Source organism: Kitasatospora sp. NPDC029367, assembly GCF_055569135.1.
Map to the genome: position 1 here is coordinate 17,241 of NZ_JBVHYH010000008.1, position 14,363 is coordinate 31,603.

The 14,363-nt window shown below is 74.2% G+C and carries 13 protein-coding genes; 6 read left to right on the forward strand and 7 right to left on the reverse strand.

Annotated elements, in window-relative coordinates:
- The first annotated feature begins 124 nt into the window (after positions 1-124).
- Positions 125-2,179, forward strand: coding sequence for a tetratricopeptide repeat protein (locus tag ACZ4W5_RS06955; protein WP_465653426.1), 2,055 nt, complete (start codon positions 125-127; stop codon positions 2,177-2,179).
- Positions 2,180-2,217: 38 nt separating this feature from the next.
- Here the strand turns inward: ACZ4W5_RS06955 and ACZ4W5_RS06960 are convergent, their stop codons facing one another.
- Positions 2,218-2,409 carry a DUF6011 domain-containing protein gene (locus ACZ4W5_RS06960; RefSeq protein WP_465653428.1) on the reverse strand — a complete coding sequence of 64 codons (192 nt, stop codon included), beginning with the start codon at positions 2,407-2,409 and terminating at the stop codon, positions 2,218-2,220.
- 45 nt (positions 2,410-2,454) lie between these two features.
- Here ACZ4W5_RS06960 and ACZ4W5_RS06965 point away from each other — a divergent pair, with 45 nt between their 5' ends.
- Complete coding sequence (locus ACZ4W5_RS06965) at positions 2,455-2,580, forward strand: hypothetical protein (RefSeq protein ID WP_465653430.1); 126 nt, start codon at positions 2,455-2,457, stop codon at positions 2,578-2,580.
- Here the strand turns inward: ACZ4W5_RS06965 and ACZ4W5_RS06970 are convergent.
- Positions 2,567-2,986, reverse strand: a complete 420-nt coding sequence (locus tag ACZ4W5_RS06970; RefSeq protein WP_402486848.1) for a winged helix-turn-helix transcriptional regulator — start codon at positions 2,984-2,986, stop codon at positions 2,567-2,569. The genes ACZ4W5_RS06965 and ACZ4W5_RS06970 overlap by 14 nt on opposite strands.
- Before the next feature lie 93 nt (positions 2,987-3,079).
- On the opposite strand from ACZ4W5_RS06970, the gene ACZ4W5_RS06975 reads away from it, so the two are divergent.
- The gene (locus tag ACZ4W5_RS06975; protein WP_465653432.1) at positions 3,080-3,961 is read left to right on the forward strand and encodes an SDR family oxidoreductase; all 882 of its coding nucleotides are present in this window, start codon (positions 3,080-3,082) and stop codon (positions 3,959-3,961) included.
- 178 nt (positions 3,962-4,139) lie between these two features.
- Positions 4,140-5,117 (forward strand): EamA family transporter RarD, encoded by a 978-nt coding sequence (gene rarD / locus ACZ4W5_RS06980; RefSeq protein ID WP_360245760.1) that lies wholly within the window; start codon positions 4,140-4,142, stop codon positions 5,115-5,117.
- On the opposite strand, the gene ACZ4W5_RS06985 is transcribed toward rarD, so the two are convergent.
- Genes ACZ4W5_RS06985 through ACZ4W5_RS06995 form a run of 3 tightly spaced genes read right to left on the reverse strand, consistent with a single transcriptional unit; the run spans position 5,107 to position 8,437 of the window.
- A complete protein-coding gene (locus ACZ4W5_RS06985; RefSeq protein WP_465653434.1) occupies positions 5,107-6,075 on the reverse strand; it encodes an ABC transporter permease in 969 nt (322 codons plus the stop codon). The genes rarD and ACZ4W5_RS06985 overlap by 11 nt on opposite strands.
- Entirely contained in the window at positions 6,062-7,141 is a 1,080-nt protein-coding gene (locus ACZ4W5_RS06990; RefSeq protein ID WP_465653436.1) for an ABC transporter ATP-binding protein, read from the reverse strand. Before ACZ4W5_RS06990 ends, ACZ4W5_RS06985 begins: the two co-directional genes overlap by 14 nt.
- A 3-nt stretch (positions 7,142-7,144) precedes the next feature.
- Positions 7,145-8,437, reverse strand: a complete 1,293-nt coding sequence (locus tag ACZ4W5_RS06995; RefSeq protein WP_465653438.1) for a LolA family protein — start codon at positions 8,435-8,437, stop codon at positions 7,145-7,147.
- 182 nt (positions 8,438-8,619) lie between these two features.
- On the opposite strand from ACZ4W5_RS06995, the gene ACZ4W5_RS07000 reads away from it, so the two are divergent.
- Together ACZ4W5_RS07000 and ACZ4W5_RS07005 are read left to right on the forward strand one after the other, a co-directional pair.
- Positions 8,620-11,226 (forward strand): bifunctional FO biosynthesis protein CofGH, encoded by a 2,607-nt coding sequence (locus ACZ4W5_RS07000; protein WP_402486864.1) that lies wholly within the window; start codon positions 8,620-8,622, stop codon positions 11,224-11,226.
- Between the two features lie 253 nt (positions 11,227-11,479).
- A complete protein-coding gene (locus tag ACZ4W5_RS07005; protein ID WP_465653501.1) occupies positions 11,480-12,595 on the forward strand; it encodes an ADP-ribosylglycohydrolase family protein in 1,116 nt (371 codons plus the stop codon).
- Positions 12,596-12,828: 233 nt separating this feature from the next.
- Here ACZ4W5_RS07005 and ACZ4W5_RS07010 read toward each other — a convergent pair whose 3' ends face one another.
- Together ACZ4W5_RS07010 and ACZ4W5_RS07015 are read right to left on the reverse strand one after the other, a co-directional pair.
- Entirely contained in the window at positions 12,829-13,038 is a 210-nt protein-coding gene (locus tag ACZ4W5_RS07010) for a DUF397 domain-containing protein (RefSeq protein ID WP_360245742.1), read from the reverse strand.
- Positions 13,035-13,898 carry a helix-turn-helix domain-containing protein gene (locus ACZ4W5_RS07015; RefSeq protein WP_360245739.1) on the reverse strand — a complete coding sequence of 288 codons (864 nt, stop codon included), beginning with the start codon at positions 13,896-13,898 and terminating at the stop codon, positions 13,035-13,037. The genes ACZ4W5_RS07010 and ACZ4W5_RS07015 overlap by 4 nt, the downstream gene beginning before the upstream one ends.
- Between the last annotated feature and the right edge of the window lie 465 nt (positions 13,899-14,363).

The following is a 14,363-nucleotide window of genomic DNA, read 5'->3' on the forward strand; positions in this document are numbered from 1 at the left end:
GCAGTTGTCCGCCGCGCCCATCGCGGGGTGATCATCCGCCAGTCATACGCACCGGATAGCCTCGTCCGCGCACGAGGACCGAGGAACCAGCGAACACCGCGCGACCGCGACCGGGGGACAGGGCATGGCGCACACCGACGACGACGGCGACGAACGGCTGGCGGCCGAGGGCGAGGTGGCCGTCGCCCGGCTGGCGATCGACTCCGGCGACCTCGGCCACGCCGCCGACCACCTCGCCGACGCCATCCTCGCCGACCCCCAGCTGCCCGAACTGCACGAGGCCCTGGCCGAGTTGTGCGCCGCCACCGGCGGCCCCGCCGCGGCCCGCGAGCTGTTCCCGCTGGACGGCGAGGTCTACCTGGGCACGGTCGTCTGCCGCGCCCACGTGGAGGCCGCCGCCGGGGACTGGGACACCGCCGTCGGCCTGCTCGCCTCGGCGATCCAGTACGAGCCGGCCCGCCCCTGGGCGCACACCGCCTGGCTCGCCCGCGAAGACCTGCCCACCCTGGTCGACCCGGACGCCGTCGCCCAGGCGGTGGCCCGCGCCGCCGGTGCGCTGCCGGACCCGCTGCCCGCCGAACTCGCCGACGCCGTGAGACCCTTCGAGCGCTTCCTGCGGGCCGTGGTGGCCCGCCACCCCGACCACCCGCTGCTGCTGGCGATGGCCTCCGGCCTGACCCGCCGCTTCGGCGCCACCGCCCGCGCCGTCGAACTCGCCGAGCGGGCCCACCGGCTGGCCCCCGACTACCTGCCCGCCGTGATGCTCGGCAACGCCCTGCGCGCCGACGGCCGCCCCGAGCACGCGCTCGCCGTCTGGGAGGCCGAACTGGCCCGGGTCGCACCGGCCGAGGGCAACTCCAGCGGCTACCTCGCCGTGGACGTCGCCGAGCTGTACGGCGTCCTCGGCCGGCCCGCCGAGGGCCTGCCCTGGCTGGAGCGGGTCCTCGCCGCCGAACCCGGGCACCCCAAGGCCGGCCCCGCCCTGTACGGGCTGCGGCACGCCGTCGACGGCGAGGCGGTCCACCTGCTCGCCCTCGCCGACCACCACCGGGACCACCCCGACCACGCCTACGCCCAGGACCTGCTGGAGCGGCTCAGCCACCGGGAGCCCTGGCTCGGCATGGTCTCCGGCACCACCGAGGCGACCGTCAACGTGCTGCACCAGGTGCTCGGTTCGTCCGGCGCCGGCCGCGACACCGAGGTCGACTGCACCGCCTCCGCCGTCGAGCCGCCCAGCTCGGTGCTGGCCGTGCACCTCGCGCTGCCGCGCTCCACGGTGTCCTACCGCTCCGTTGGCGAGCCCGACCCCCGGCTGCCGCTGACCGAGCCCACCACCCGGATCTGGGCCTGGGACGGCACCGACCCGCGCCCGGCCGTCGCCGCGCCCGCCCCGGCGAGCGCCGACCTCGTGCGCGCCACGGCCGAGATCGTCTGGCCGACCGTCCCCGCCGCCTACGACCACGCCGTCCGGCTGGCCGGGCTCCCGCTGGACGAGCTGCTCGGCGTGCTGGTCCACCCGCCACTGCCGCGCGAGGACGACCTCGGCCGCGCGCTGCTCGCCCACCAGCCCGAGCTGTGGGTGCGCGCCGTCCAGGCCTTCGCCTGCCTCGGCATCGCCCACCACCGCACCGACCAGCCCTGGGAGGGCTCCGAACGGCGCCGGGTGCTGCGCGACCTGCTGCTCGGCCCGGAGGACTGGGTGGTCGAGGCGGCCGGCTTCGCCCTGGTCGCGATCGGCTGGACCCACCCCGCCGCCCGCGCCGACATCGCCGCACTGCTGCGGCAGCGGCTGCACTACAGCGCCCGGGCGAGCCGCAGCCGGGTGGTGACGATCCTGCGCTCGTACTGCGCCCTGGTGCTGGCCGCGCCGTGGGTGGAGCGGTCCGACCGCGAGCTCGCCCGGCAGCTGCTGGCGGAGGCCGACGCCCGGGACGCCCGGGACGCCCGGGACGCTCGGGACGGCGAGGAGGCCGAGGAGGCCGAGGACGCGAAGGGACCGGAGGACGCCGAGGGCCCTGAGGGTGGCGAGGGTCCTGAGGCTGCTGAGCGCCCCGGGGACGCCGACGCGTCCGGCCCGGCGGTGCCCGAACCCCCGCAGCGGCAGCGGCAACGGCAACGGTCGGCGGAGTCGGGGCGGTCCCGCCCCGGTCTGCTCCGCCGCCTCTTCGGCCGCTCCTAGCACCGGTCCCCGGCCCGTCACGGGTCCCGGCCGGCGGCCTACACGCCCGGCAGGGTCTCCTGGTCCACGTCGAACCGGGCGACCCGCTCCGCCGGGTCCCGGCACTCCGGCCCGAGCCGGAGCATCCGCGACTCCGGGTCGTGCAGTGGCCGGTGACAGCGCCGGCAGGTGACCCGGGGGCGGAGGACCTGGGTGGTGTCCGTGCCGGGAAGCGGCTGAGGGCTGGTCATGGGGGAGACGGTAGCCGCCGCCTCCCGTGGGCGGAGCGCCACCCGGTGGCGGCCAGGGTGGGCGCCGCGGCGGGCGCGGCGCACGGCGGCGCGTACGACCCGGGCCACGCGTACGCCTTCGGCCTGGCCCGGGTGCTGGACGGGCTGGAGGCCCTGATCAGGGAGCGGTAGCCCGCCCGTCGTACTCCTCGCGCGCTGCGACCACGGCGGCCACCCGCCGCTCCGACCAGTGGGCGAGCGCCGCGACCAGCTCCGCCGCCTCCCGCCCGAGCGGGGTGAGGCTGTAGTCGACCCTGGGCGGGATCACCGGGTGCGCCTCGCGCAGCACGAAGCCGTCCCGCTCCAGCGTCTGGAGGGTCTGGGCGAGCATCTTCTCGCTGACCCCCGAGACCTGCCGCCGCAGTTCGCTGAACCGGTAGCCGCGCTCGCGCAGCGCGCCGAGGACGAGCACGCCCCAGCGGCTGGTGACGTGCTCCAGCACGCCCCGGGACGGGCACATCCGGTCGAAGACGTTCGCCGGGGGCGGCACCGCGTCGACCGGCGCCCCGCCCACCATCCGCATGCTGCTCACCTTCATGTCAGTACCCTACTTCGAAGTGCGTACTTTCGAAAGGTTAGTGCCGGTCCTAGGGTGAGTGTCGAGGTCAGAACCCGTCCAGAGGAGCACCCCATGTACGTCGTCACCGGAGCCACCGGCCAGCTCGGCCGCCTTGTCGTCGAAGGCCTGCTGTCGCAGGTCCCCGCGGGCGAGGTGGCGGTCGCCGTCCGCTCCGCCGGAAAGGCGGCCGACCTGGCCGCGCGCGGGGTCGACGTCCGGGTGGTCGACTACGACCGGCCGGAGAGCCTGGCCGGCGCCTTCGCCGCCGGGGACCGGGTGCTGCTGATCTCGGGCAGCGAGGTCGGCCGCCGGATCCCGCAGCACCGGGCCGTGGTCGAGGCCGCGCGGGCGGCCGGGGTCGCCCTGCTCGCCTACACCAGCATCCCGGCCGCGGCCACCTTCCGGCTGGCCGACGAGCACCGGGCCACCGAGGAGCTGATCCTCGCCTCCGGCCTCCCGTACGCCTTCCTGCGCAACGGCTGGTACACCGAGAACTACCTGGGCGACGCGGCCGGCACGGTCGGGCGCGGGGTGGTGCTCGGCAGCGCCGGGGAGGGCCGGGTGGCCACCGCCCCGCGCCGGGACTACGCCGACGCGGCGGTCGCCGTGCTGCTGGGCGGGGGTGGGAGCGACGACACGGGTGAGGGGGCGGGCGAGCGGGGCCGGGTGTACGAGCTGAGCGGCGACACCGCCTGGAGCCTGCCCGAGCTGGCCACCGAGCTGGCGCAGGCCTCCGGCAAGCCGGTCGTGCACCGCGACGTCACCCCGGCCGAACACCTGGCGGCCCTGGTCGGCGCGGGCCTGCCGCAGGGCTTCGCGGAGGCGCTGGTCGACGTGGACGCGGGCATCGCGCGCGGCGAGCTGGCCGGCACCCCGGGCGACCTGGCCCGGCTGCTCGGCCGCCCGACCACCCCGCTGGCGCGGTCCGTCCGCGAGGCGCTGGCGGGCGCCTGACCAGCGCGGTCGGCCGGCGCCTGAGCAGCCCGGCGACCGGCGCCTGACCGGCGCGGTCGCCGGAGCCGTCCAGCATTCAGGCAATGTCATGACCAAAATCCGGAAACGGAGATGACAGCCTGCCCTCCCGCCCGCTACCGTCGCATCGATATTCGCGCGCGCGGGAGGGCACTCGGCCATGCCACAGACGACCCAGCAGAACAGCGGCCGAGGCCTCTGGTACGGCATGGCGGCCTACGGGATCTGGGGGATCTTCCCCCTGTTCTGGCCGCTGCTGGAGCCCGGCGCCGCCGACGACATCCTCGCCAACCGGATGGTCTGGTCGCTGGTCGCGGTGGTGCTGATGCTGGTCGCCCAGCGGCACTGGAGCTGGATACGCCCGCTGCTGCGCCAGCCCCGCCGGCTCGCCATGCTGGCCGGTGCGGCCACCGTGATCTCCGTCAACTGGGGCGTCTACATCTGGGCCGTCAACAACGGCCACGTGGTGGAGACCAGCCTCGGCTACTTCATCAACCCCCTGGTCACCATCGGCTTCGGCGTCCTGGTGCTCAAGGAACGGCTGCGCACCGTGCAGTGGACGGCCGTCGGCATCGGCGCCGCCGCCGTCGCGGTGCTCACCGCCGCCTACGGTCAGCTGCCCTGGGTCGCGCTCACCCTGGCGCTCTCCTTCGCCACCTACGGCCTGTTGAAGAAGCAGGTCGGGCTGAGCGGGCTGGAGAGCCTGGCCGCGGAGAGCGCCTTCATGTTCCCCTTCGCCCTCGGCTACCTCGTCTACCTGGAGCTCAGCGGGCGCGGCACCTTCGGGCACACCGTGGCCGGCTCGTACGGCTGGGGGCACTCCGCGCTGCTGGTGGTCAGCGGGGTGATCACCGCCGTCCCGCTGCTGTTCTTCGGCGCGGCCGCCGTCCGGGTGCCGCTGACGGTGCTCGGCCTGCTGCAGTACCTGGCGCCGGTGTTCCAGTTCCTGATCGGCGTCGCGGTGTTCCACGAGTCGATGCCGCCCGCGCGCTGGGCCGGCTTCGCCCTGGTGTGGGCCGCGCTCGCGCTGCTCACCTGGGACGCGCTGCGCCAGGTGCGGGCGGACCGGGCCGGGCGGACCGCGACCGTGCCGCGGCCCGCCCCGGCGGGGGCGGCCAAGGAACCCGTCAGGCGCTGATGTCGCGGCTGGTGAACCGGGCCCAGGCCGCCGAGCCGAACACGGCGACGTAGGCGGCCTGGAGGCCGAGGTCCTTCCACACGCCGTCCCAGTACATCGGCTCGCGCAGCAGGTCCGAGAAGCTCATCCAGTAGTGGGTGAACAGGAACGGCCGGACCGCGTCCAGCTGCGGGAAGGCGTCCAGGATCTGCACCGTGATCACCAGCCCGACGGTCGCGGCCATCGCCGCGATGCCGCTGCCGGTGAGGGTGGAGACGAACAGCCCGATCGCCACCAGCCCGGCCAGGGAGGCGGCCACCACCCCGGCCACCAGCACCGCCCGCAGCAGGGCGTCGCCGAAGCCGATGGTGTCCCCGGAGATCAGGGTGACCTCGCCGAGCGGGAACAGGGTGGCGCCGGTGGCCAGCGCCGTCACCGCGACCGCCGCGGTGGCGGCCAGGCAGAACACCAGCCCGGCGGTGAACTTGGCGGCCAGCAGCCTGGTCCGCCCGGCGGGGGCGACCAGCAGGTAGCGCAGCGTCCCGGTGGCCGCCTCGCCCGCCACCGAGTCCCCGGCGACCACGCCGACCGTCATCGGCAGGAAGACCGGCAGGGCCACCGCCAGCGCGGTGAACACCAGGAACAGGCCGTTCTGGGTGGTCTGCGCGATGAAGCTCGGCGCACCGCCGCCACCGCCGCGCGGACTGTCGGTGTTGAGCTTGACGATCACCCCGATCAGGACCGGCAGCGCCGCCAGGATGCCCAGCAGCACCTTGGTGCGCATCCGGCGGAAGGTCAGGTGCAGCTCGTTGCGGAACAGCGCCAGGAAGCCGGACGCGGTCTGCGGCCGCCGTCCGGCGAGCAGCACCGTCCCGGCCGGGGCCGCTCCGTCCGCCGCCGTCCCGTCCGCTGTTGTCCCGTCCGCCGTCGTCGTTCCGCCCGTGGCCGTCCCGGCCGCCGAAGCCTCAGCCCGCGACATCGAAGCCCTCCCCGGTCAGCGCCACGAAGGCGTCCTCCAACGTGCCCCGCTCCAGCCCGAACCCGTGCACCCGGACCCCGGCCTCGACCAGCGCCGCACACAGCTTGGGCAGCGCCTCTTCGCCGCTCCCGCCCAGCTCGCCGTCGACCCGGCCCTCGCCGGGCACCAGCGCGCCCACCTGGTGGGCGGCCAGCACCTCGGCGGCCTGCGCCACGTCGGGGGTGCGGACCACCAGCCGGCCCTGGGCCCGGGCGGCCAGCTCGGCCACGGTGCCCTGGACGACCAGCCGGCCCCGGGACATCACGGCCGCGTGGGTGCAGACCTGCTCGATCTCGTCCAGCAGGTGCGACGAGAGGAACACGGTGGTGCCCTCCGCCGCGACCTCCCGCACCAGTGCCCGGATCTCCCGCATGCCCTGCGGGTCCAGCCCGTTGGTCGGCTCGTCCAGCACCAGCAGCTCGCGCGGCTGCAACAGCGCCGAGGCCAGGCCCAGCCGCTGCTTCATGCCGAGCGAGTAGGCGCGGGCCTTCTTCCCGGCGGCGGCGCTCAGGCCGACCCGCTCCAGCGCGGTCTCCACCCGCTGCCGGCGGGTGCGCGGGTCGGCGGTCGGGTCGGCCGCGTCGAAGCGGACCAGGTTGTCCCGGCCGGAGAGGAAGCCGTACAGCGCCGGGCCCTCGATCAGCGCGCCCACCCGGGGCAGCACGGTGGCGACGGACTGCGGCATCGACTCGCCGAGCACGGTGGCCGCGCCGGAGGTGGGGGCGATCAGGCCCATCAGCATCCGGATGGTGGTGGTCTTGCCGGAGCCGTTGGGGCCGAGGAAGCCGAACACGGAGCCGCGCGGTACGGCCAGGTCCAGGCCGTCGACGGCGAGTTGGCCGCCGCGGAAGCGCTTGGTCAGGCCGCGGGTCCTGATCACGTCGTCGGTGCGGTCGGTGCGGTCGGTGCGGTCGGTGCGGTCGGTGTGGGAGGCCGGAGGAGCGGAAGGAGCGGGGGCCGGGCGCGACGCGGCGCCCGGACCCCCGGCCGACTCCGTAACGTCCCCCGTTACGGGAGCGTCGGTCATTCGTCAGTTCACCCCGGCGGCGTGCTGGAGGACCGACAGGGTCACCGCACCGGCGAAGACCCGGCCGTCGTCGGTGAGTAGGACGTTGACGACCTTGGTGCTGATCAGGGTGCCGCCGCCGACCGGCTTGCCGAGCGACTTCACCAGCGCCTGCGGGTTCACCGACCGGCTCTGGTGCTTGCCCTGCCGCCCGTCGGCGTTCGGCGCCGCGGCGGGCGCCCCGACGGCGGCGGGCAGCTGGGTGGAGACCACGGCCGTCCAGCCCTCGCCGATCACGTTCACGCCGTCGTGGCCCTTGGCCTGCTCGCCCGCCGAGCCCTGGACGTCCTGGGCGCCCTGGTCGCGGGAGCCGTGCGCGCTCTTCGCCGCCGCGTCCGCCTTCCGCTCCGTCACCTTGGCGCCCTTGGGCACGGTGAAGTCGAAGGTCTTGGCGGCCGGCTTGGCGAAGGACACGTCGGTGAAGTGCACGTCCAGCACGGTGGAGCCGTCGGTGGACTTCACCACCACCGCGAGCGGCACCCCGTTGTCGGCCGCCACCGAGATCCGCACCTCGGAGATCGTCGAGCCGGACTGGGTCGGCTTGACGCTCAGCCGGTAGGCCTTCTGCCCGGCCACGTTGGCCGTCCCGTCGACCGTGACGGAGGTGGTGCCGGCGCTTCCGGTCAGGAACTGCTTCGCGGCCTCCTGCGGGGTGGTCGGCACCCCGGTCAGCGGGGCCTTCGGCTTCCCGGCGTGATCGGCGTGACCGGCGTGGTCGGCCGGACGCCCGGTCAGGTGCAGGGCGGTGTTGGTCGAGCTGTCCCAGGCCCAGCTCTGGTCCCCGTTGCGGACCAGGGTGTAGCCCGCCATGTTCTCCATCAGGTCGACCCGCTGACGGTCCGGGCCGTCCACCGCGACCCGCAGCGTCTGGTCGCCGCCGAGCAGGCCGAGCAGCTTGGCCTGCGGGTCCGCGCCCGCGCCGCCCCCGTCGTTCCCGCTGCCGTGTCCGGCCGCCGCACCGAGGCCGCCCGCGGCCGCGCCCAGCAGCTGGCTGGGCACCCCGAGGTCGGTGGAGACGGAGACCGTCCCGGACAGGGTCTGGGCGTCCGAGCCGAGCACCTTGGCCACCACCTGCTCGGCGGACAGCTGCGGCAGATCCGGCGGCGAGTCGGCGGCCAGCGCCGGCACCAGCCCGACCCCGGCGGCGATCACCGCGACCACCGCCACCGGCACCCCGACCCGCACCATGGTGCGCCGCCGTGAGCGGTACGGCACCCCGCCGTCCGAACGGTCTTCCCCTGCCGTCCCATTGGTCATGGCGTCCTCAACTCCTCTACGAACCCGTGCGATTGGCCGTGCTCCTCCATTAGAGGCCGGTGCCGCCGCCACGTCATCGCCCTGCAGGGGCACTTCGAGGTGAACCTGACGGGGTACGCCGACCCTGAGACGGCCTCAGGGTTGGGTCATCCTGCCGTACCACCCTGGCGTAGGGTCGCGCCATGGACGGAACCGCAACGGACGCAAGCAACCCTCCGACCGCGAACGCCATGCGGCGCGCCCTGCGCCGCGCCCGGGACGGCGTGGCCCTCGACCCGACCGAGGCCGCCGTACTGCTCCAGGCCAGAGGCGAGGACCTGCGCGACCTGTGTGCGAGCGCCGCCCGGGTGCGCGACGCCGGCCTGGAGGCGGCCGGCCGCCCCGGCGTCATCACCTACTCCAAGAGCGTGTTCATCCCGCTCACCCGGCTCTGCCGCGACAAGTGCCACTACTGCACCTTCGCCACCGTCCCCGGCAAGCTGCGCCGGGCCGGGCACGGGATGTTCATGTCCCCGGACGAGGTGCTGGAGGTGGCCCGGCGCGGAGCCGAACTCGGTTGCAAGGAAGCCCTGATCACCCTCGGCGACAAGCCCGAGGACCGTTGGCCCGAGGCCCGCGAGTGGCTGGACGCGCACGGCTACGACGACACCGTCGCCTACGTCCGGGCCATGTCCATCCGCATCCTGGAGGAGACCGGCCTGCTGCCGCACCTCAACCCCGGGGTGCTGAGCTGGACGGACTTCCAGCGCCTCAAGCCCGTCTCCGCCTCGATGGGCATGATGCTGGAGACCACCGCCACCCGGCTGTGGAGCGAGCCCGGCGGCCCGCACTTCGGCTCCCCGGACAAGGAGCCCGCCGTCCGGCTGCGGGTGCTGGAGGACGCGGGACGCAGCTCCGTCCCCTTCACCAGCGGCCTGCTGATCGGCATCGGCGAGACGTACGAGGAACGCGCCGAGTCGCTGTTCGCGCTGCGCAAGGTCTCCCGCGCCTACCACGGCATCCAGGAACTGATCCTGCAGAACTTCCGGGCCAAGCCGGACACCGCGATGCGCGGCATGCCCGACGCCGAACTGGACGAACTGGTCGCCACGGTGGCCGTCGCCCGGCACCTGCTCGGCCCGACCGCCTGCCTCCAGGCGCCGCCGAACCTGGTCGACGGCGAGTACGAGCGGCTGATCGCCGCGGGCATCGACGACTGGGGCGGCGTCTCCCCGCTCACCCCGGACCACGTCAACCCCGAGCGCCCCTGGCCGCAGATCGACCGCCTCGCCGAGCGCTCCGCCGCGGCCGGCTTCGAACTGCGCGAGCGCCTCGCCGTCTACCCCGAGTACGTGCTGCGCGGCGAACCCTGGCTGGACCCGCGGGTGCTGCCGCACGTCCGCGCCCTGGCCGACCCGGCCACCGGCCTGGCCAACCCGGACGCGACCGTCCTGGGCCGCCCCTGGCAGGAGCCCGAGGACCTGCCCGAGTCGTACGGTCGGACCGACCTGCACACCGCCGTCGACACCGAGGGCCGCACCGGCGACCGCCGGGCCGACTTCGAGGACGTGTACGGCGACTGGGAGGTGCTGCGCGAGCAGGTGCTGGCCAAGGGCGCGCCCGAGCGCCTCGCCGGGGACCTGCGCGAGGCGCTGGCGGTGGCCGCCGACGACCCGACGAAGCTCACCGACGACCACGCGCTGGCGCTCTTCCACGCGGACGGCCCGGCCCTGGACGCCCTGTGCCGGATCGCCGACGACGTCCGCCGGTCGGCGGTCGGCGAGGAGGTCACCTACTGCGTCACCCGGAACATCAACTTCACCAACGTCTGCTACACCGGCTGCCGCTTCTGCGCCTTCGCCCAGCGCCGCACCGACGCCGACGCCTACACCCTCTCCCTGGAGCAGGTCGCCGAACGGGCCGCCCAGGCCTGGGAGGTGGGCGCCACCGAGGTGTGCATGCAGGGCGGCATCCACCCGGACCTGCCCGGCACCGCCTACTTCGACATCGCCCGCGCGGTGAAGGAGAAGGTCCCCGGCATCCACGTGCACGCCTTCTCCCCGATGGAGGTGGTCAACGGGGCCACCAGGACGGGCCTGTCGATCCGCGACTGGCTGCAGCGGGCCAAGGAGTCCGGCCTGGACACCATCCCCGGCACCGCCGCCGAGATCCTCGACGACGAGGTCCGCTGGGTGCTCACCAAGGGCAAGCTGCCGGCCGCGACCTGGGTCGAGGTGGTCACCACCGCGCACGAGCTGGGCATCCGCTCCTCGTCCACCATGATGTACGGGCACGTGGACACCCCCGCGCACTGGCTCGGGCACCTGCGGCTGCTCGCCGAGATCCAGCAACGCTCGCTCGAATCCAACAGCAGCGGCGGCTTCACCGAGTTCGTCACCCTCCCGTTCATCCACACCAACGCCCCGGTCTACCTGGCCGGCATCGCCCGCCCCGGCCCGACCGCCCGGGACAACCGCGCCGTGGTCGCGATGGCCCGGCTGCTGCTGCACCCGCACATCCCCAACATCCAGACCAGCTGGGTCAAGCTGGGCGCCGAGGGCGCGGCCGAGATGCTCCGCTCCGGCGCCAACGACCTCGGCGGCACGCTGATGGAGGAGACCATCTCGCGGATGGCCGGTTCGGCGTACGGCAGCTACAAGTCGGTGCGCGACCTCCAGGCGATCGCCGAGGCCGCCGGCCGCCCGCACCGCCAGCGCACCACCGTCTACGGCGAGGTGTCCGCCGAGCGGCGGGCGGCGGCGCTCGCCTCGGACGGGCACCTGCCGGAGCTGCTGCCGGTCCTGGACTGAGGCGCCGGGCGTCCGGCCCGCCGCACCGTCGGCGGGCCGGACGTGGGCCGGACGTGGGCCGGACGTGTGGGCGCGCGGGGTGCGGTCGGCGGGCCGGGCGCGGGGGGCACGTGGGGGTGCGGTGGGCGGGCCGGCACCGGAGTGCGAGGGATCCCGTCGATCCGTTCGAACCTTCGAAGTACAGTGCCAGGGCGCGTCGGCGGCCGTGGTGTCGCACGCGGCCCCCGACCCCGACGAAAGGCGCCCCGTCGTGATGCCACTGTGGTCACGAGCCCAGCAGCAGGACTTCCGCAGCCGGGTGCGCGGCTGCCTGCTCGGCGGTGCCATCGGTGACGCGCTCGGCGCCGGCGTCGAGTTCGAGCCGCTGGAGAAGATCCGGGCCCAGCACGGCCCGCAGGGCGTCACCGGCTACCTCCCCGCCCACGGGCGCACCGGCGCCGTCACCGACGACACCCAGCTCAGCCTGTTCACCGTGGACGGCCTGATCCGCGCCCACATCCGGCGCGACACCGGCAGCTGGCACCCGCCCACCGACCTGCACCTGGCCTACCTGCGCTGGGCCGCCACCCAGCGCGACTGGGGCCCGGACGAGCGCCGCCCCGACCTCGGCTGGCTCGGCCGCGAGGAGTGGCTGTACGCCCGGCGCGCCCCCGGCCAGGGCTGCCTGACCGGCCTCACCGGCCCGGACGGCGAGCGCCTCGGCACCCTGGACCGGCCCAAGAACCCGCACTCCAAGGGCTGCGGCACGGTGGTGCGGGCGGCGCCCTTCGGGCTGCTCACCACCTGGGAGCCGGGCCTGGTGTTCCAGCTCGCGGTGGAGTGCTCGGTGCTCACCCACGGCCACCCCACCGGCTACCTCGCGGCGGGCGCCTTCGCGGTGATCGTCCAGGCCGTCGCCCGCGGCGGCACCCTGGAGGAGGGCGTGCACCTGGCGCTGGCCCTGCTCTCCGAACGGCACGCGCACGAGGAGACCACCGCCGCGCTGCGCGCTGCGCTGGACGCGGTCCGGGCCGGCGAGCCGTCCGCCGAACGGGTCGAGGCCCTGGGGGAGGGCTGGGTCGCCGAGGAGGCGCTCGCCATCGGGGTCTACTGCGCGCTGGTCGCCCACGACGTCCGCTCCGGCCTGCTGCTGGCCGTCAACCACTCCGGGGACAGCGACTCCACCGGCTCGATATGCGGCAACCTGCTCGGGGTGCTGCACGGCGACACCGCGCTACCGCCGGGTCTGGTGGCGGGGCTGGAGGGGCGCGGAGCGATCCTCGAACTCGCCGACGACTTCACCCTGGAGCTGATGCACGGCACCGAACTGCACGACCCGCAGAGCCAGGAGGGGGCCGACTGGGCCACCCGCTACCCGGTGGCGCACTGAACGCCGGGGCACTGAACGGCGGCGCGCGGGCCGCTCGCGTACAGGCCGCTGTCGTACGGGCCGCTCTCGTACGGGCGGCTGTCGTACGGGCCGCTCTCGTACGGGCGGCTGTCGTACGGGCCGCCGGCCGTACGGACGAGGGCCCCCGGAACGGCAGTTGCCCGTAGCTCCGACCGCCGCCGCTCGGGGCGACGGACAGCGCTACGGGCAACTGGGCCGAGCACGGATCCCGTTCAGACCTCGCCGAAGGCCCCCGCCGCCGCGGCGGACGCGAAGGCGTTCCAGGCCTGGGTGGAGAAGCGCAGCTGCGGACCGGCCGGGTCCTTGGAGTCCCGGACCGCGACCGCACCCGCGGCCGGTCCGGCGATCTCCACGCAGGCGCCCTGGCCTCCACTGTGACTGCTCTTGCGCCAACGGGTTCCGTGCTCGGCGGCGGTGCTCATTCGTGGTATCCCTCTTCGATGTCGGCTATCAGCGACCGGCTCTCCGCGACACCGAGTGCGGCCGCTCTCAGGTAGTCGTACAGACCGGTATAGCGGCGCACATCGGCCTCCTTCTCCAGGTAGAGATCGCTCGTCACACCTTCGAAGTAGACAACCGTGGAATCGGCTGACTCCGGGAACTCCAGCAGGGAGAATGTCCCGGTCATGCCGGGGTGGGCGCCGTGCGAGAACGGGATCACCTGGATGGTGATGTTCGGGCGCAGGCTCAGCTCCAGCATCTGCCGCAGCTGGCGGGCCATGATCTCGCGACTGCCGACCTCGCGGCGCAGCGCCGCCTCGTCTATGACGGTCCACAGGCTGCCGAGCTGGTTGTCGCCGTGGACGCGCTCCTGGCGCTTCATCCGCACCTGGACCCGGCGCTGCACCGCGATCGCGTCGGTGTCCGGCTGGGTGCCCTCGACCACCGCCTGGGCGTACTGCTCGGTCTGCAACAGGCCGGGGATGAAGGAGGACTCGTACGCGCGGATCGAGGAGGCCTCGGCCTCCAGCCCGATGTAGACGCTGTACGGGGTCGGCATGTCGTTGAAGTCGTGCCACCAGCCGCGCTGGCGGGACTCCTTGGCCATCTCCATCAGGCTGCCGCGCATCTGCTCGTCCGCCACGTTGTACACGTCGCAGAGATCGCGCACGTCGCGCTGGCTGATGCTGCGGCGGCCGTTCTCCAGCCGACTGATCTTCGACTGGGAGACCATCAGACGGCCGGCCACCTCCTCCGCCGTCATGCCCAGGCCCTCGCGGAGTTTGCGCAGCTCGGAGCCGAGGCGTCGGCGGCGCACGGTGGGATTGATGTTCGCGGACACGTCGACCTCCGGCCGAACCTCTGGTGATCGTTGGAACGGCAGCCCTCGGAACACTTCGGACATTGGGACCAACCCCCCTGACTTGGAGCAGCATGTCACCTTGGGCCAGGTCGGCGCCGGGGAATCACAGCAGCGCAGTAGAACAGATCATCGGAAAAGCGCGTCTGTGAGACAGCGAAAGCCCCCAGGTGGTAATGCGGCTCGGCGGCTCGAACCGGTAGTTGCGGTGGGCCCCGACGGGCCTGCGGGAACGGCAGAGGGGCGGTCGCCGGGCGACTTGCGTCGCGGGGCGACCGCCCCTCTGTGCTCCTGGTGCTTCTCGTGCTTCCGGTGTTCCCGGTGCCTCCGGCGGTGCCGGTGGCGCCGGTGGTACCGGTCGTCCTGGTGGTGCGGAGATGTGCGAAAGGTCGTTCAGCGCCGCCGAGGGGCGCGAACGGTGCGCTGCGCGCTGCCGGGCGCTCCGTC